Source organism: Streptomyces sp. TLI_053 (assembly GCF_900105395.1).
Lineage (GTDB): Bacteria > Actinomycetota > Actinomycetes > Streptomycetales > Streptomycetaceae > Kitasatospora.
The window spans coordinates 1,042,192-1,061,313 of sequence record NZ_LT629775.1 but is presented as its reverse complement, the minus strand read 5'-3'; the positions used below and the strand labels follow the sequence as shown (position 1 = coordinate 1,061,313).

Genomic DNA, 19,122 nt, shown 5'->3' with positions numbered 1-19,122 from the left:
GGACCGATCCGCGTCCGAAGCGCCTGCAAGCGCGAATCGGCTGAGCCGGTGGCGGTCGAAGGGCCCCGGCCGGACGGTCCGACCGGGGTCGACTACGTGAAGGACGGCCGGGTGGCCCGGATCACGCTGAACCGGCCCGAGCGGCTGAACGCCCTGGATCTGCGCACGCACGAAGAACTGGCGCTGGTCTGGGACGACTTCGAGCAGGACGACGATCTCTGGGTCGCCGTGCTCACCGGTGCGGGCGACCGGGCGTTCTCGGCCGGGCAGGACCTCAAGGAACTCGCCGAGCGGGTCCGTGGCGGGACGGCGGAACCGAGTACCTTCGGCAGCCGCGGCAAGCCGGGCTGGCCACGGCTGACCGAGCGGTTCGACCTGGCCAAGCCCGTGGTCGCGCGCGTCAACGGCTACGCGTTCGGCGGCGGCTTCGAGCTGGCCCTGGCCTGCGACATCGTCGTCGCCGCGGAACACGCCACCTTCGCGCTGCCCGAGGCCAGGCTCGGCCTGATGGCCGGCGCGGGCGGGGTCTTCCGGCTGACCGCCCAGGCCCCCTACCGGGCGGCGCTCGGTCACCTGCTGACCGGCCGCCCCATGACCGCCGCCCGGGCCTACGAGCTCGGCCTGGTCAACGAGGTGGTACCGGCGGAGGACCTGGACAGCTGTGTCGACGGCTGGGTCGAGGACGTGCTGCGCTGCGCGCCGCTGTCCGTCAGGGCGATCAAGGAGGCCGCCGCGGCGGCCCGGACGATGCCGCTTCAGGAGGCGTTCCGCACCCGCTTCGTGTGGGAGGAGAGGCGGATGCACAGCGCGGACGCGCAGGAGGGGCCGCTCGCCTTCGTGGAGAAGCGGCCGCCCCGCTGGACCGGCCGGTAGGCGCGGCCCGGTCGGGCGGGTGGCGGTCAGCCACCCGCCCGACCGGGGCAGGGCGAGGGCGGCTGTTCGACGCTCGCGGTGCGGCCGTCCCCGTCACCGGCGAACACCTCCGTGCCGGTCCGAGCAGGAGCCGGGGCCGGAGCGGGGTCCGGTGCGGAGGTGGCGGGACCGGGTCCGGCGGCTCCCGGAGTCAGGGTTCCGATGCATCGTCAGGAGGAGTTCGGCGGAGATGTGTTCATCCCTGTCGGTGACGGCTGCCGGGGTGTCGATGTGATGTCCTGGGCGGGCCGGGACACCGGCCCGCCGTGTACGTCCCGCTGTTGGAGGCGCCCTGTGAACTCCTCTTCCCCGTACCGTTCCCGTGCCCTGCGCCGCGGTGCGGTGGGTGCTGCCGTGGTCGTGACGGCCGGGGCCCTCGGTCTTGGCTCGCTCGCTTCGCCCGCCGTCGCCGTGGTCGGGGCCGGGGGCGCTGCTCCGGCCGCCGTCGCGAAGGCCGACCCGTTCCAGCGGCGGCTCGACGGCCTCGTCGCCGACGGCGGCGGGCCCGGGGCCCTGGCGGCCGTCCGCGGTGCCGACGGCCGTACCCGCACCTACACCTCCGGGGTCGCGGACCTGAGGACGGGTGCCGAGGTGCCGGTCGACGGACAGGTCAGGATCGGCAGCAACACCAAGAGCTTCGTCGCCGTCGTCGTCCTGCAGCTGGTGGCGGAGCGAAAGGTGGAGCTCGACGCCTCCCTCGACACCTATCTGCCCGGTCTGGTCCGGGGCGAGGGCATCGACGGACGGCGGATCACCGTCCGGCAGGTCCTCCAGCACACCAGCGGGCTTCCGGACTACACGGACTTCCTGGAACTCTCCAGCGCCTCCCAGTACTTCGAGCCGCGTGAACTGCTCGACGCGGCACTCGCGCACAAGGCCGACTTCGCGCCGGGAACGGGGTGGAAGTACAGCAACACGGGCTACGTGCTGGCCGGGCTGATCGTCCAGAGGATCACCGGACGGCCGCTGGGGGAGGTGGTCACCACGCGCGTCATCGACCGGATCGGGCTGAGGCACACGTACTTCCCCGCACCGGGGGAGACCGGGGTCCGCGAGCGCCACCCGCACGGCTACTTCGTGGCGACCCCCGGTGGTCCGCCGGTGGACGTCACGGAGATGGACCCGTCCTGGGCCTGGGCGGCGGGGGCGATCGTCTCCACCAACACGGATCTGAACCGGTTCTTCTCGGCGCTGCTGGCCGGCGAGTTGATGCCGGCGGCCCAGCTGGCCCAGATGCGGACCACCGTGCCGGCCGAGTACCTGGGCCCGGGTGCCCGGTACGGGCTCGGCCTCGCGAGCACTCCGCTGTCGTGCGGCGGGGTGTCCTGGGGGCACGGCGGGAGCATCCCCGGGTACATCACCCGGGGCGGTGTCACGGAGGGCGGCCGCGCCGTGAGCATCGCCATGACCACGGTGGTGTCGCCCGACGTCAAACCGCGCGTGGCGGCCGCGGTGGACGAGGCCCTCTGCCGCTGAACGGGTCGGCCGGGGGCGGGGCGCGGCCGGGCCACGGGGGCGTGACCCGGCCCCCCGCGGTCGGAGGCCCCGCCGACGGCAGACGGTCGGCAGGCGTCAGTGCGCCGCATCGGCCGGTTCGTGGTCGGCGGCCGGTCAGTGGTCGGCAGCCGACGGGCCGCGGCCGAGGGCCGGGTAGTCGGTGTAGCCGGTCTCGCCGCCGACGTACATCAGGTGGGAGTCCCGGATCGGGTTGAGCGGCGCGCCGGTCCTCAGACGGGCGACCAGGTCGGGGTTGGCCAGGAAGGCCCGGCCGAGGGAGACCAGGTCGGCACCCGCCTCGAGCAGACGCTCGGCGGCGGCGCGGCCGCCGTCGGCCGGCAGGGGGCCGGGCCAGGGGAGGGCCGGGTTCGCGATCAGCGAGCCGGACCAGGCGTTGCGCAGGGTGCGGAAGAGCGGCTGGTCCGGGTCGGCGAAGACGACGTGCAGGTAGGCCGGGCGGAGGCCGTCGAGGGCGTGGAGGAGCGCCGGGTAGACCTCGTCGACGTCGTCCTCCGCCATGGCGTTGGCGGTGACGCCGGGGGCGATCCGCACCCCCACCCGGTCGGCGCCGATCGCCTCGACGACCGCGCGCACCACCTCGACGGTGAGCCGGATCCGGTTGGCGACCGACCCGCCGTAGCCGTCGGTGCGGTGGTTGGTGCCCCGGGAGAGGAACTGGTGCAGCAGGTACCCGTTCGCGGCGTGGACCTCGACACCGGCGAAGCCGGCCGTCACCGCCCGGCGCGCCGCGGCGGCGAAGTCGGCCACGGTGTCCCGGATCTCCTGCTCGGTCATCTCGCGCGGCACGACGTTCTCGCGGTGGCCGGACGGGGTGACGATGGTGCCGGGCATCGGCACCGGCGACGGGGCGACCGGGTGGTGGCCGCTGGTCTCGGGGTGGCCGACCCGGCCGCCGTGCTGCAGTTGGAGAAACATCTGTCCGCCCGCCGACCGGACGGCGTCGGTCACGCGGCGCCACCCGGCCACCTGCGCCTCGTCGTGGATCGCCGGGATGTTGGGGTAGGTGGCGCCCACGGCGTTCGGGGTGGTGGCCTCCGCGACGATCAGTCCGGCCGAGGCGCGCTGGGCGTAGTACGTGGCCATGATCGGATCCGGTACGCCGTCGGCGCCCGCGCGGTTGCGGGTCATCGGCGCCATCACCAGGCGGTTGGCCAGCCGCAGGGTGCCGAGGCGGGCGGGCCGGAACAGCGGGGAGTCCGCGCCGGCGGAAGCGGTGGCCCCGGTGGCCCCGGTGGCCTTCGTGGACCGGGACGGGCGGGCTGCGGTGTCCGTGCTCATGAGGGTGCTCCTTCGTGCTCCGTGGTGCTGCCGACCGGTTCCTCCCGCCGACTGGTCGAACGATCCCCCGGGCCGCTTCGGGTCCACTGACGGTTCGCTGAGGGTCCGCCGACGGTCGGGCGGCGACCCGGTGCCGGTCCCGCAGCGACCGGCGGCCGACCGGGCCGACCGGGCCGACCGGGCCGACCGGCTGATGATCAACTCTGTGTAGGGTGCTGTCATGAGGTTCGGGGTGCTCGGTCCGTTGGCCGTGTGGGACGACGACGGTGCGCCCGTCCGGGTGCCCGAGACCAAGGTGCGCGCCCTGCTCGCCGACCTGTTGCTGCACGAGGGACGGCCGGTGTCGGCGGACCTCCTGGTCGACGACATCTGGGGCGAGGCCGTCCCCGCCAAGCCGGCCAACGCGCTCCAGGCCAAGGTCTCCCAGCTGCGCCGGGCGATCGGCCGCGACCGGGTGACCCACCAGCCGGCCGGGTACCGGCTCCGGCTCGACGGCGGTGCCGCCGAGCTCGACGCCGCCGACTTCCGGTGGCTGGCCGGGCGGGCCCGCGAGGAGACCGACGCACACGCCCGGGCGGCGGTGCTCACCCGGGCGCTCGCCCTGTGGCGCGGAGACCCGTACGCCGACTTCGCCGACGAGGACTTCGTCCGCCCGGCCGCTCAGCGCCTGGCCGAGGAGCGGCTCGCCGTCGTCGAGGAGCTGGCGGAGGCCCGGTTGGACTCCGACGATCCGCGGCTGCTCGGCGAGGTGGCCGAGCTGGTGGACCGTCATCCCTTGCGCGAGCGGCTGCGAGCCGTGCAGATGCGGGCCCTCTACCGGGCCGGCCGCCAGAGCGAGGCGGTCGCCGCCTACGGCGCGCTGCGGACCCTGCTGGCCGACGAGCTGGGGCTCGACCCGAGCCCCGAGGTGTCGGCGCTGTACGAGGCGATCCTGCGGCAGGACGCCTTCCTGCGGCCCGCGGGGGCCGCGGCGCGGCTCCGGCCCGCCCCGGCCGGCCCACCTGTCGAGTCCCCCGGCCCCGGCCCCGGCCCCGGCCCCGGCCCCGGCCCTGGCCTCGGCCTCGGCCTCGGTGCCGGTGCCGGAGTCGGCCCCGGTGCTGGAACCGGACCCGGAGCCGACGGTTCTGCCCGCAGCGCCGCTGGCCGGGAGGCGGAGCCGGACGCCGTCCACCGTGCGGACCTGCCTGCCCCGCGGACCGCACTGGTCGGGCGCGGCCCCGCGCTGGAGGCCCTCGCCCGTCTCGTCCGCACCGAGCGGCTGGTCACGCTGACCGGCCCCGGGGGAGTGGGCAAGACGCGGCTCGCGCTGGCCCTCGCCCGCCGGCTCGCGGACGGTACGGAGGCCGACGCACCCGACGGGGTCCGGTTCGTCGAACTCGCGGCCCTTCCCGCCGATGCCGCCGACCTCGCCCAGGCGGTGGCCACGGCGCTCGGTCTCCGTCAGGTCGCCGGGCCGGCCGCGCACCGGGCCGGCCCCGTCCCGGCCTTGGCCGCCGTCCTGCGCGGGCGCCGGCTCCTGCTCGTCCTGGACAACTGCGAGCACGTGATCGAGCCGGCCGCGGACCTCGTCGCGAACCTGCTGGACGACGCGCCGGGGCTGACCGTCCTGGCCACCAGCCGGGAGTCGCTGCGGCTTCCCGGCGAGGCGGTGTTCCCGGTGCCCCCGCTCGACCCGGTCGCCGCCGCCCGGCTGTTCGTCGAACGGGCCAGCGCGGCCGCACCCGGGTTCGTCCCGCCCGCCGGAACCACCGGGAGCGCCGGGATCGCCGGGCGTACGGAGGGGGCCGTTACCGCGCCGCAGGACGGAGAGCAGGACGGCGACGGGACCCGGGCCGCCGTGGCCGAGATCTGCCACCGTCTGGACGGCATCCCGCTCGCCCTGGAACTCGCGGCCACCCGGGTCCGGGCCATGGGTGTGCGGGAGCTGGCGGCCCGGATCGGCGACCGGTTCCGGATTCTCGGTTCCGGGCAGCGCGGGCTCCCGGCCCGGCAGCAGACCCTGCGCGCGGTGATCGACTGGAGCTGGGACCTCCTCACCCCGCCCGAGCGGACCGTGCTGCAACGGCTGGCCCTTCCCGTGGGCGGGTGCTCCCTGCCGGCGGCCGAGGCGGTGTGCGCGGCGTCCGGCATCGACCGCGACGACGTCCTCGACCTGGTCGGCCGACTGGTCGACCGCTCGCTCGTCGAGGCGGTGCACACCGGCGGCGGCCCGCGCTACGACCTGCTCGAATCCGTCGCCGCCTACGCCCGCGACCGGCTCCACGAGGCGGGCGAGTTCGCGGACACCGCCGCTCGCCACGCCGGGTACTTCCAGGAGCTGGCCGTTCAGGCCGGGGCGGGGTTGCGCGGACCGGGACAGCGGCTCCAACTCGTGCGGCTGGACGCGGAGTCCGCCAACACCCGGGCCGCTCTCGACCACCTGCTGCGGGTCGGCGACCGGGACGGCGCCGCCCGCACCGCCGTCGCACTGTGCCCGTGGTGGCTGCTGCGCGGCCGCCTCCACGAGGCCCGGCGTGCGCTCGCCGCCGTCCTGGAGGCCTCGGCCGCTCCCGCCGCCGTCCTGGAGGCCCCGGCCGCTCCCGCCGCCCCGGCGACGCCCGCCGCTCCCGCTCCGCCTGCTGTCCCCGCCGCGACCCTCGCCGAACTCCGGCTCCTGCACAGCGCGTTCGCCATGCTCACCGGCGACCGTCCGCCCGATCGGGACTGCCCCGAGGCGGACATCGGCGACCCGGTGCGACGCGGCCGGGCGCTCTGGCTGTTCGCCTACGGCCTGCACCACGCGGGTGACCCGGTCGCGGCGGAAGCGACCGGCACCCGCGCCCTGGAGCACTGCGCCGCCGGCGGCGACCGCTGGGGCACCGCCGCCGTGCGCGCCCTGCTGGCTCGCACCGCACTGGCCGTCGGGGACCTCGGGGCGGCCCGTCGTCACGGCCGTTCCGCCGCCGGAGAGTTCCGTGAACTCGGCGACGCCTGGGGAGAGTTGCAGACCGTTCCACCGCTCGCCGCACTCGCGGAGATCGAGGGCGACTACGCCGGCGCCGAGGCCCGCCACACCGTCGGGCTGCGGCTCGCGGAGGAACTCGGCCTGGCCGTGGAAGCCTCCGACTGTCTCGCCGGCCTGGGCCGCCTCGCACTCCTCGCGGGTGACTGGGAACGGGCCCGGCTGCTCCACGAGCGGGCCCGCCGTGCGGCGGCCGAGCAGGGGCACGTCTTCGGCGAGGTCTTCGCGATCATGGGACTCGCACTCGGCGCGCGCCGCGCCGGCGACCTCGACGACGCGGAGCGCCACCTCGGGGCGATGCGGGACGACTACCCGTCGTCGACCGCGGGACGGCACCTGATCGAGGTGGAGCTCGGTTTCGTCGCCGAACTGCGCGGCCTGCCCGCCGAGGCCGCGGCCCACCAGGCGCGCGGTCTGGCGCACGCCCGGCAGTCGGCCGAGCCGCGCGCTCTCGCCCTCTCCCTGGAGGGCACCGCCGGCGCGGCCGCGGCCGCCGGCGGCACCGAGGGGTTCGCCCGGGCGGCGCTGCTCCTCGGTGCCGCCGACGCCGCCCGCCGCAGCGCCGGCGGCCCGCTTCCGTCCGGTGAGCGCGCGGACGTGGACCGGATCACTTCGGCGGTCCGCGCAGCCCTCGGCGCGGAAGGCTTCGCCGCCGCATTCGAGGAGGGCGCGGCGCTCTCCCTCGAGGCTGCCGTCCGCACCGCCGCCGGGGCCTGAGCGGCCGAACCCGCCCGCGCCGGACCGGGGGCCGCTCGGGCCCCGGTTCCGGCCGCCCGGTTCCGGCCACCGGGCCGCGTCCGGTTCCGATGGGGCGTCAGACGTGTCCGGTGGCCGGTCGTTCGGGTGGGAGACCGCTCCTCCCGTGCGTCGTCGTGCTCGCGGCATGTTCCTGACGATCACAACCCTGGACCCCGCCGGAGGCGGGCCAGTACGGTGGGCGCGCCGCTGGGAGCCCGCCCCCGAACGGCTCCGGGCCGAGCCTCCGTGGGCTGCTCGACCGTGTGCGCACAGCTGCGTCGAGAGCCGACCGGCGCTCGACGTTCGATCGCACCGGGACGCTCGGCGGGGCCCGTTGTGGTGTCATGGCAGGTTCACGAGGGGGGATCGACAATGGCGTCGGCCGGCACGTTCGGGACGGGCCTGGTTCATCGGGCGTTCGAGGAGACGGCGGTACGGGTTCCGGACGAGATCGCCGTACTGGTGGGGACGGTCGGGATCACGTACGCGGAACTCGACCGGCGGGCCGGGGCGGTGGCCCGCGAGCTGCGTCGGCTGGGGGTCGGGCGGGGTGCTTCGGTGGGCGTGTGCCTGGAGCGCGACACATGGCTGGTCCCCGCGCTGCTGGGGATCTGGAAGGCCGGTGCGGCCTACGTGCCGCTGGATCCCGCGTACCCGGCGGACCGGACGGCGTTCGTCGTCGCCGACTCCGGGATGTCGCACCTGGTCTCGTCGGCGGCCGTCCTCCGGCGCTGCGGCGAGGCCCTCCGGGCGACCGGCGTCGACCTGCTGGACGTCGGGACGGTGGTCACGGGCGCCGACGACCCGGCCGGCCCCGGTGCCGCCGACGACGGCGGGCCGACGGACGCCGCCTACGTGATGTACACCTCGGGATCGACCGGACGGCCCAAGGGGGTGGTGGTCGAGCACCGCAACGTGGCGGCCCTGCTGGAGTGGGAGTCGTCCGTGTACTCGGCCGCCGAACTCCGCGGAATGCTGGCCGCGACCTCCGTCTGCTTCGACCCCTCCGTGACACAGCTGTTCCTCCCGCTGCTCCGCGGCGGCACGGTGATCCTGGCCGAGAACCTGCTCGCGCTGTCCGCCCTCCCCGCGCGGGACCGGGTCACGACGGTCTACGGCACGCCGTCCGCGCTGGCCGCGCTGGTACGCGAGCCGCTGCCGCCGGGCGTGCGCACCGTCCGGGCGGGCGGCGAACCGCTCACCCGGGCCCTGGCGGACCGGATCCACGCCAACCCCGGCGTACGGCGGGTCGTCCAGAGCTACGGTCCGACCGAGTGCACCGTGAGCTGTCTGACGTACGAGGTGCCCGCGGTCGGACGCGAGGAGCCGCCGATCGGGTCGGCCTACGCGGGGAGCGGGCTCTCGGTGCGCGACGGCGCCGGGAACCCGCTGGACGACGGCGGGACCGGCGAGCTCTGGGTGTCCGGTCCGCTGGTCGGCCGGGGCTACCTGGGCAGGCCCGGGCTGACGGCCGAACGGTTCGTCACGGACGCCGCCGGGGTGCGGCACTACCGGACCGGCGACCTGGTCCGGCGGATCGACGGGCTGCACCACTTCGCCGGGCGGATCGACGACCAGGTGAAGGTCCGCGGCTTCCGGATCGAGCTGGGCGAGGTCGAGGCGGTGCTCGCGGGGCACCCGGCCGTCCAGCACGCCGTGGCACTGGCACCGGCCGACGAGGACGGCACCCGGATCCTGCTGGCATGCGCGGAGTCGGCCGACCGGACCCTCACCGGGGTGCGGCTCCGCTCCTGGCTGCGGGACCGGCTGCCGGAGCACCTGGTCCCCTCCCGGATCGCCGTCCTCGACCGGCTGCCGGTCGGACCGACCGGCAAGACCGATCGCGCCGCGCTGGCCGCGGTGGAGTTCGGCCGGGCGGTCGACACCGAGTACGCCGCCCCGCGCACCGGCACCGAACGGCGGATCGCGGGGACCGTCGCCGATGTCCTCGGGCTCGCCCCGACGGAGGTCGGTGTGCACGACGACTTCGGGGCGCTCGGCGGGCACTCGCTGGCGGCCGCCCGCCTCTGCGCCGTCCTGGGCCGGGACTTCGGCACGGCCGTGTCGCTGACCGAGTTCCTCGCCGCACCCACGGTCGCCGGACTCGCCGCACTGCTGCGGACCGGGCCGGCCGACCGCCCGGGCAGCGCGCCCGGACCCGCGTTGGTCCGTCACACCGGGCGGGACAGTTACCCGCTGACGGCCGCGCAGCAGGGGATGTGGCTGCTGCGGCAGATCGGTTCCGGCGAGGGCGCCACCACCATCGCCTTCCGGCTGCGCCTGCGCGGACTGCCGGGCACGGCGCGGCTGCGGGCCGCGTTGGACGGGGTGGTCGAGCGGCACGAGGTGCTGCGCAGCGTGGTACTGGCCGACGGTGGACTCGTCGGCGGCCCGACGGCCGGTACTGTGCCCACCGGTGCGGTGTCGGCCGGTGCTGTGTCGGCCGGTGCCGCGGGGGATGCCACCGGCCGGGCGGTCGACGGGGAACCGGTCGCCTCGGTCCGCGCGCCGAGCCCGGTGCCGTTCGAGGAGCACGACCTCAGGGGCCTGCCCGGGCCGGAGCGGGGGAAGCAGGCGGCCGAGCTGACGCGCGCGGCCGCGAGCCACGTGTTCGACCTCGCCGCCGAGACCCCGCTGCTGCGGGCCACGCTGCTGCGGCTCGACGAGGTGGACGCCGAACTGGTCGTCGTGACCGACCACGTGGCGTTCGACGGCTGGTCCATCGGGGTGCTGATGTCGGAGCTGGCCGCCGGCCTGGCGGGCCGGGCCGGCGGTTCGGACCTCGTGCCGCCGTCCGTCCAGGTCGGTGACCTCGCGCTGTACGAGCGCGCGTCGCTCGCCGGGCCGGATCGGGTCGAGGAGCTGCGGGCCTTCTGGGCCCGGGAGCTCGCGGACGCCGTCCCGCCGCACGACCTGCTGCCCGACCCGTCCGCGGGCCCCGGTGGACCGGGCGGCGAACGGCTGGCCCGTCCCCTCGACGCCGGGACGGCGGCCGCGCTGCGCGAACTCGCGGCGGACTGCGGATCCACCCCGTTCGCGACCTTCCTGACCGCGCTCGGTGTGCTGGTCGCCGGCCTCACCGGCCGTTCCGACGTCGTCCTCGGCGCGGCCGTGGCGCACCGGGCGCACCCCGAGCTGGAGGCGGTCGTCGGGCCGCTGGTCGGGATCAGCCCGATCAGGCTGGGGCTGGCGGAGGGAGAGTCCTTCCGGAGTGCCGTCGGCCGTGCCGCCGCCACCACGGCCCGCGTCATGGACCATCCGGGGTTCACGGTGCAGCAGGCCTTCGAAGCGGCCGGCGTCGAGCACCCCCGGGGAACGATGGGCACCCCGGTCGTGCTCTCGTTCCAGCCGGCCGGCCTTCCGGTGGCGGTGGAGCACGACGGAGTCCGGCTGGAACTGCTCGGTGAGGCGACCGGTGGCGGCACGCAGGCACCGCTGACCGTGTTCGTCAACGAGACGGTGCTGGGGCTCGAGCTGCGGATCGCGTACGACGCGGAGCGGTTCGGCCAGGCCGACGCGGAGGCGTTCGCCGACCGGCTGCTCCGGATCCTGTGCGCCGCGGCGGCCGATCCGGACCTTCCGCTGGCGGCCCTGGAGCTGGTGAGCGCGGCCGAGCGGGCCGAACTGCTCGCCGCCGGCACCGGAGCCCCGCTGCCGGCCGACCGGCCGGCGACCGTGGTGGCGGCCGTGCTCGAACAGGCCGCCCGGCGGCCTGCCGCGGTGGCCGTCTCCGACGCGGCCGGCGAACTCGGTTACGCGGAACTGGCCGAACGGTCCCGGCGGGTGGCCGAGGCCCTGCTCGCGGGGTCGGCGGCGACGGCAACGGCGAGCACAACGGCGGCGGCGAGCGCGACGGCGGCAACGGTGACCGAAACAACGGCAACGGCGTTCGAGCCCGGGGCGGAACCGGCGGAGTCGTTCACCGTCGGGGTCTGCCTTCCCCGCGACCGCTACCTCCCCGCGGCCCTGCTCGGCGTCCTGCGGGCCGGTGCGGCCTACCTCCCCCTGGAGCCGGACCAGCCCGTCGAACGGCTGCGCGCCCAACTCGCGGACTCCGGGGCGACCGTCGTCGTCGCCGCCGGGGACACCCTTGCGCTCGCCGGTGAACTGGCCGAGGCGGTCGGCGCAGGTCTCCTCGATCTGGGCGTCCCGGGCAGCCCCGGGCCCGTGTGGGTGCACTTTGCAAAGTGCGCTGCGCACTTTGCAAAGTGTTCGGGGACTTTGCAAAGTCCACCCGCGGGGCCGGTGGCACTGCCCGAGGCACGGCCCGGGGCGTTGCCCGAGCCGCCCCCCGAGGGGCTGGCCTATGTGCTGTACACCTCCGGTTCGACCGGCCTGCCCAAGGGGGTGGAGGTCACCCACGCGAACCTGGCGGCCTTCGTGGCCGCGATGCGGATCACGCCGGGGGTCCGGTCCGACGACGTGATGCTGGGGCTCACGTCCCCGGCCTTCGACGTGTTCGGGTTCGAGCTCTGGGTCGCGCTGGCCTGCGGGCTCCGGCTGGCGGTACTGGACCGCGAGGCCGCGGTGGACGGCTACGCCGTCGCACGGTTCGTCGAGCGGTCCGGGGTGACCCTGATGACCGCCACACCGACGACGCTCCGGATGCTGGTCGCCGCCGGATGGTCGGCGCCGGGGGTGCGCGTGGTCAGCATCGGCGAGCCGATGGACCCCGACCTGGCCGACGAACTCATATCCCGGACAGGGGAGTTGTGGAACGCGTACGGGCCCACCGAGAGTACGGTCTACTCGACCGCGGCTCGGGTGGTGACGCCGGTGGGGGAGGCGGTGCCGATCGGCCGCCCGCTGCCCGGGGAGACGGCCTATGTGCTGGACGCCATGGGCCGGTTGGTGCCGCCGGGCGTGACCGGGGAGCTGTGGATCGGTGGTGCGGGCGTTGCCAGGGGCTACCGCAACCGGCCCGACGCGACCGCGGCGGCGTTCGTCACGGATCGGTTCGGCACGGATCGGTTCGTCGCGGGTCGGTTCGTCGCGGAACCGTCCGCCACGGATCCGGTCGCACCCGCCGGGCGGCGCTACCGGACCGGTGACCTGGCCCGCTGGCGACCACGGGGGTCCGCGGGGGAACGCACCCTCGACTTCCGGGGCCGCCGGGACCAGCAGGTGAAGCTGCGCGGCCACCGGATCGAACTCGGCGAGATCGAGACCGCCCTGCGCACCGAACCGGCGGTGGCTGACGCTGTCGTCGTGCTCCGCGGCGCCGGAGCGGACGCCCACCTGGTCGGCTACCTCGCGGTGGGACCGGCCACGAGCGCCGTCAGCACGTCCGAGGTCGAGGAGCGCCTGCACACCCGCCTGCCGGACCACATGGTGCCCCGGCGGTGGGTCGTGCTGGACGCCCTGCCCCTGACGGCCTCGGGCAAGGTGAACCGGGGCGCCCTCCCCGCGCCCGCCCGCGGATCCGGCCACGACTCGGCCGGTGACTCCGCCGACGACTCCGCGCGCGACCGGATCGCCCCGCGGACCGATGCCGAACTGCTGGCGGCCGAGGTGTGGGAGACGGTGCTCGGTGTCGCCGGAGTCGGTGCCCATGACGACTTCTTCGCGCTCGGCGGGCACTCGCTGGCGGCCACCCGGGTCGCGGGCCGGCTGATGGCGGCGCTGGACCTCGCGGTGCCGGTGCGGCTGCTGTTCGAGCACCCGGTCCTGGCCGACTTCGCGGCCGGGCTGGAGGCGCTGCTGCTGGCCGACCTCGTCGCGGCGCCCGGCCCCGCCGATTCGCGAGGCCCCGCCGGTTCGCCCGACCTCGCCGCCCCCGTCACTCCCGTCACCCCCGCTTCCCGCCCCGCCGGCGGTGCCGCATGACCGAGCTGTCCGCCGACCGGCGGGACCCCCGGCTCGCCGACGCCCTGCGTGCCCGGCTGGCCGCGGCCCGCCGCACCGCCGCCGCCGGCACCCCGGCGATACCCGCCCGGCCGGACGGGGACGCCCCGGCCCCGCTGTCGGCCGCACAGGCACGGCTGTGGTTCCTCACCCAGCTGGATCCGGAGAGCACCGCCTACCAGATCCCGGTCGCGCTGCACCTGCGCGGACCGCTGGACCGCACCGCGCTCCTGGGCGCGGTGCGGGACCTCGCCGAACGGCACCTGGTCCTGCGGAGCCTGATCGTCGAGGCCGACGGCGAACCGGCGACCGTGGCCGTCCCGGCGGACACGGTGCCACTGACCGAGACCGATCTCACCGGGCCGGGCGGGCGGGAGTCGCTCGACCGCCTCCTGCGCGAGGACCTGCGCAGACCGTTCGACCTGGCCGTGGAACCGCCCCTGCGGGCGACCTTGCTCCGACTCGGCACCGAGGAGCACGTGCTGGCGCTGATGGTCCATCACATCGCCTTCGACGCCTGGTCGAGAACGGTGGCGGTGACGGAACTGGCGGCGCTCTACGCGGCCCGGACCGGGTCGGCCGGGCCTCCCGCGCCGCCGTCGGTCCAGTACGCGGACTACGCGCACTGGCTCTCCCGGCGGCCGGAGGAAGGCGACCGCGCCGAGGCCGACCTGAGCTGGTGGGTCCGCGCGCTGTCCGGCCTCGAGCCGGTCCTCGACCTGCCCACCGACCGGCCCCGCCCACCCGTCGCGGACCGGGCGGGCGCGGAGCTGCCGGTGGTCCTGCCTCCCGCCCTGACCGCCAAGGTGCGCGGGCGGGCCGCCGAGGCAGGCTGCACGCCGTTCATGGTGCTGCTCGCGGTCTGGCAGGAGCTGCTGGCCCGGCTGTCGGGCGTCGACGACGTACCGGTCGGTGTGCCCGAGGCGGGGCGACGGCATCCCGACACCGAGCGCACGATCGGCCTCTTCGTCAACACGCTCACCGTGCGGACCGATCTGTCGGGCGGGCCGAGCGGCCGGGAGCTGCTGAAGCGCGTGCGTGACGTGGCGCTGGAGGCCTTCGCCCGCACCGAGGTCCCGTTCGAGCGGATCGTCGACCGGCTGCGCCCGGCCCGCGACCTCTCCACCACGCCGGTCTTCCAGGTCCTTCTCAACGTCATCGACACCCCCTCGGCGGCGCCGCGCTTCCCGGGCCTGGCCGCGAGGGTGTTCGCGCCGCCGGCGACATCGGCCAAGTTCGACCTGAACCTGGCGTTCACGGCCACCACGCCGAGCGGCCGGGGCGACGCCCTGGCCGCACATGACGCCCGCACCGCACATGACGCCCGCACCGCAGGCGAGGCCCGCACCGCAGGAGGGGCCCATGACACGGGCGAGGCCCATGACGCAGGAGAGGCCCACGACACGGGCGACACCTACGAGGGGTCGCTGATCTACCGGACCGACCTCTTCGAGCGGCACACCGCGCGGCGGATCACCGAGTGGTACGCGGCGCTGCTGGACGGCGTGCTGTCCGATCTCGACCGCCCCGTGCGCGAAGTGCCGCTGGAACCGGTGGACGGACCGCTGCTGTCCGGGCCTCGCCGGGAGTTCGACCTCACCCGGCCGCTGCACAGCCTGGTCGAGCGCTGGGCGGCCGAACGGCCCGACGCGACGGCGGTCGTGGGCCCCGACGGTGAACTGACCTACGGGCAGCTGGACCGGCGGGCGAACCGGCTCGCGCGCCGGCTGCTCGCGCACCAGCTGCTCGCGGACCGACTGCCCACGGCCGGGGACGGATCGCCGGAGCCGGCCCCGGTCGCCGTGCTGGCCGACCGACGGACACCACTCGTGGTCGCCCTGCTCGCCGTCCTCAAGGCCGGCGCGATCTACCTGCCGCTCGACCCGGCGTACCCGGACGACCGCCTGGCCGACATCCTGACCACGGCCGGCGCGCGAGTCGTCCTCGCGGAACGGGAGTTCGCCGAGCGCCTCCCGGGGCGCGGCGGCCCGGACCCGGCCGGCACCGCCCCGGAACTGCTCGTGATCGACGATCCGTCCGTACCGGAGGGGGCGGCGGAACCGTCCGACGGAGCACCCGGCGTGCCCGTCGACCCGGCCGCGCCGGCCTATCTGATCTTCACCTCGGGCTCGACCGGCCGCCCCAAGGGCGTCACGGTCGAGCACCGGCAGATCACCCACTATCTGCACGCGGTGTCGGAGCGACTGGCCGACCACGACGTCGCGGGAGGCTCGTTCGCCCTGGTGTCGACCCACGCGGCGGACCTCGGCCTGACCAACCTGTTCGGGGCACTGGCCACCGGTGGCACGGTGCACCTGGTGGACCGTGAGGTGGCGACCGACCCGGAGGCCTACGGGGAGTACCTGGAGACGCACCCCGTCGACGCGGTCAAAATGGTGCCGAGCCACCTGGAACTGCTCGCCGCCCACGGGGACCTCGGCCGGGTGCTGCCGCGCAAGCTGCTCGTCCTCGCGGGCGAGGCCTGCTCGTGGGACCTGGTGGCCAGGGTCCGGACCGCGCGGCCCGAGCTGGCCGTGCAGGTGCACTACGGCCCCACCGAGACCACCGTGTCGGTGCTCGGCTGCGCCGTGGAGGAGACGCCGCCGGAGCGGCGTTCGGGGACGGTGCCGATCGGCCGGCCGCTGGCCGGCGTGGACTGCTGGGTGGTCGACCCCGACGGCAGGCCGCTCCCGGCCGGGGTGCCCGGCGAGCTGTGGATCGGCGGGCCGAGCGTGGCGCGCGGCTACTTCGGCCGCCCCGATCTGACCGACGAGCGTTTCGTCCCCGACCCGGTGACCGGCGGAGCACGGTGCTACCGCTCCGGGGACCGGGTCCGGCTCACCGGGGCCGGACTGTTCGAGTTCCTCGGGCGGGTCGACGACCAGGTCAAGATCCGCGGCTTCCGGGTGGAGCCGGGCGAGGTGGCCACGGCACTGCGGGAGCTGCCGGAGCTCGCCGAGGCGGTGGTGCTGCCGGTGGGCGAGGCCCACGCCGGACGGCTCGCCGCCTGGGTCACTCCCGCGGTTCCCGGGGCCGCCGTGGACGTGGCCCGAGTGCGGACGGCCCTGCGCGGGCGGCTGCCCGACTACATGGTGCCCTCGGCGGTCGTCGTGCTCCCCGCGCTGCCGCTCAACCCCAACGGGAAGGTGGACCGGTCGGCCCTGCCCGCACCGGAGCAGACGCCGGGCACCGCGCGCATCGCCCCGAGCACGCCCACCGAGCTGCGCGTCGCCCGGGCCTGGGCACTGGTCCTCGGACCGGGCCCGGCCGACGGCACCGGCACCGCCACGGGCACCGGCACCGGCACCGGCACCGATGCCGGCACCGGTCCCGATGTGGGCATCGGGATCGACGACGACTTCTTCGCCCTCGGCGGCGACTCCTTCCGGGCGGTGCGCGCGGTCCGGGCCATCGATCCGACGCTCCGGGTGATCGACCTGTTCACCCGGCCGACCGTCCGTGAGCTGGCTGCGTTCCTCGACGCGACCGAGGCGGGCGGGGCCGACGGCGAGCGCCGCCTGCTGCACCGCCTGGCGGGTCCGCCGCCCGGCCGGACGCCGACCGTCACCGTGGTCTGCCTCCCCTACGGCGGAGGTTCGGCGGCCGCCTACGGCCCGCTCGCCGCGGAACTGGCGACGGCGATGCCCGGTGCGGCCGTGCTGGCGGTGGAACTGCCGGGACACGATCCGGCCCGCCCGGACGAGCCGCTGCTCCCGCTGGCCGAGCTGGTCGACCGGGTCGTCGCCGAACTGGCCGAGCGGGCCGGGCCGGCCGGACCGGCTCCTGGAACCGGCCCCGGCCCGGTGGTGGTGTACGGCCACTGCGTCGGCTCGGCCGCGGCCACCGAACTCGCGCTGCGCCTGGAGGCCGGGGGCGTCCCGGTGACCGGCCTGCTGGTCGGCGGCAGCTTCCCCGGCGCGCGGCTGCCGGGCCGGCTCTCGACCTGGCTGCGTGCCAGGTTCCCGGCCACCCGCTGGACGTCGGACCGGGCCTACCGGGACTTCCTGCGCACCCTCGGCGGCATCGACGACGACGGCGCGGGGACCGGCGACGGCGACGGGACCGGCAGCGGCGCGGGGACCGGCAACGGCACCGGCGAGGCGGCCGACGCGGCACAGCGGACCATGCTCCGGGCGCTGCGCCACGACGTGGACCAGGCACAGGGCTGGTTCACCGGCGAACTGACCCGGCCGGACGCCCGTCGGCTGCGGGCCCCGGTGCTCTGCCTGATCGGTGAACGCGACCGGTCCACGGAGCTCTACCAGGAGCGGTTCGCGGAGTGGGGAGCGTTCGCCGACCGGGTGGAGCTGGTGACCCTCCCCCGAGCGGGCCACTACTTCCTCAAGCACCAGGCCGCTCAGCTCGCCGCGCTGGTCGGCGACCGGCTCGGTGCCTGGGCCGACGGCCTGCTGCCGGAGCCGGTCGCGGACGTCACGGTCGTCGGCGGGAGGGCACGGCGCGACCTCAGGGACTTCTACCTCGTCGCCGCGGGACAGACGGTCTCCCTGATCGGCAGCGCGCTGACCTCGTTCGCCCTCGGCGTCTGGGCCTACCAGCGCAGCGGGCGGGTCCTCGACTACGCGTTGATCAGCATGCTCGCCATGCTGCCGGCGATCGTCGCGGGGCCGCTGGGCGGCGCGGTGGCGGACCGGATCGACCGGCGCCGGGTGATGCTCGCCTGCGACGCCGTCTCCGCGGCCGCCACGGTGTCCCTGGTGGTCGCACTGTGGAGCGGCAGCCTGGGGCTCTCCCAGGTCGGTCTGATCGTGGGCGTCATGTCGCTGGTGACCGCGTTCCGGCGGCCGGCCTATCTGGCGGCCGTCGCCCAGCTGGTGCCCAAGCCGTACCTGGTGCAGGCCAACGGGCTGGCCAACCTCGGTGCCGGTCTGGGGACGCTGATCGCCCCGCTGGCCGGTGGCGCGCTGATCGGACTGGTCGGCCTGCCCTGGGTGGTGGCCGTCGACGTGGCGTCGTTCCTGGTCGGCCTGGCCGCGCTGCTGCGGGTGCGCTTCCCGGACCGGCTGTTCCGTCGGCAGGAGGAGTCCTTCGCCCGGACCGTCGTGGGCGGCTGGCGGTTCCTGGCCCGGCGCCGTCCGCTGCTGGTCATGATCGGGTTCTTCATGGTGGAGAACTACCTGGGCACGCTCGCGGTGACGCTGACGGTCCCGAGCGTGCTCTCCTTCAGCGGCACCACCGCGGTGGGCGTGGTCACCGCGGTCGGCGGCGCGGGTGCCGTGGCGGGCAGCCTGGTGGTGGCGCTCTGGGGCGGCACCGCGCGGCGGGCGACCGGCATGGTGGGGTTCGTGGGCGGCGTCGGGCTGGGCGTCGTCCTGGTCGGCCTGCGGCCGTCGGTGACCCTGGCGGCCGTGGGCGCACTCGTCTGGTGGGCGTCGATGAGCGTTCTCAACGCGCACTGGCTGGCGATCATCCAGCTCAAGGTCGGCCCGGACCTCCAGGGCCGGGTGCTCGCCACCAACCAGATGCTCGCCGTCGCCATGACCCCGCTGGCCTTCCTGTCCGCTCCGCCCCTCGCGGAGAGCTTCTCCGGGCTGCTGGACCGGGGAGGGGCACTGGCGGGCAGCGTGGGCCGGGTCCTCGGGACCGGGCCCGGCCGCGGCACCGGCCTGCTCCTCGTCACCTGCGGGGCGCTGCTGATCGTCTGGGCCCTCCTGGGACTGTCCTACCGCCCCCTGCGGTACATGGAGGACGAGCTGCCGGACGCCGTGGCCGGCGCGGAGATCGCCGAGGACCTCGACAGCCTCCAGGCCGCGGCCGACCGTGCCCTGGCCAAGGCGCCGGCTGTGAAATGACTGTCCGTCACCACCCATCGG

At 75.8% G+C, this 19,122-nt stretch carries 6 protein-coding genes; 5 read left to right on the top strand and 1 reads right to left on the bottom strand.

All coding sequences use genetic code 11. The annotated features are described in order from the left end of the window. Positions 1 to 48: 48 nt before the first annotated feature. Both dpgD and BLU95_RS03890 read left to right on the top strand, forming a co-directional pair. Complete coding sequence (dpgD, locus tag BLU95_RS03895) at positions 49 to 873, top strand: enoyl-CoA-hydratase DpgD (RefSeq protein WP_093858701.1); 825 nt, start codon at positions 49 to 51, stop codon at positions 871 to 873. 333 nt (positions 874 to 1,206) lie between these two features. Continuing rightward, positions 1,207 to 2,388 carry a serine hydrolase domain-containing protein gene (locus BLU95_RS03890; RefSeq protein WP_502689795.1) on the top strand — a complete coding sequence of 394 codons (1,182 nt, stop codon included), beginning with the start codon at positions 1,207 to 1,209 and terminating at the stop codon, positions 2,386 to 2,388. Between the two features lie 135 nt (positions 2,389 to 2,523). On the opposite strand, the gene BLU95_RS03885 is transcribed toward BLU95_RS03890, so the two are convergent. Beyond that, a complete protein-coding gene (locus BLU95_RS03885; protein WP_093858700.1) occupies positions 2,524 to 3,708 on the bottom strand; it encodes an alkene reductase in 1,185 nt (394 codons plus the stop codon). A 220-nt stretch (positions 3,709 to 3,928) separates the two neighbouring features. On the opposite strand from BLU95_RS03885, the gene BLU95_RS03880 reads away from it, so the two are divergent. From BLU95_RS03880 to BLU95_RS03870, 3 genes are all read left to right on the top strand, one after another. Next, positions 3,929 to 7,426 carry an AfsR/SARP family transcriptional regulator gene (locus BLU95_RS03880; RefSeq protein WP_173862001.1) on the top strand — a complete coding sequence of 1,166 codons (3,498 nt, stop codon included), beginning with the start codon at positions 3,929 to 3,931 and terminating at the stop codon, positions 7,424 to 7,426. 393 nt (positions 7,427 to 7,819) lie between these two features. Beyond that, positions 7,820 to 13,273 carry a non-ribosomal peptide synthetase gene (locus BLU95_RS03875; RefSeq protein ID WP_093858699.1) on the top strand — a complete coding sequence of 1,818 codons (5,454 nt, stop codon included), beginning with the start codon at positions 7,820 to 7,822 and terminating at the stop codon, positions 13,271 to 13,273. Then, complete coding sequence (locus BLU95_RS03870; RefSeq protein ID WP_197698708.1) at positions 13,270 to 19,101, top strand: non-ribosomal peptide synthetase/MFS transporter; 5,832 nt, start codon at positions 13,270 to 13,272, stop codon at positions 19,099 to 19,101. Before BLU95_RS03875 ends, BLU95_RS03870 begins: the two co-directional genes overlap by 4 nt. The last annotated feature ends 21 nt before the right edge of the window (positions 19,102 to 19,122 follow it).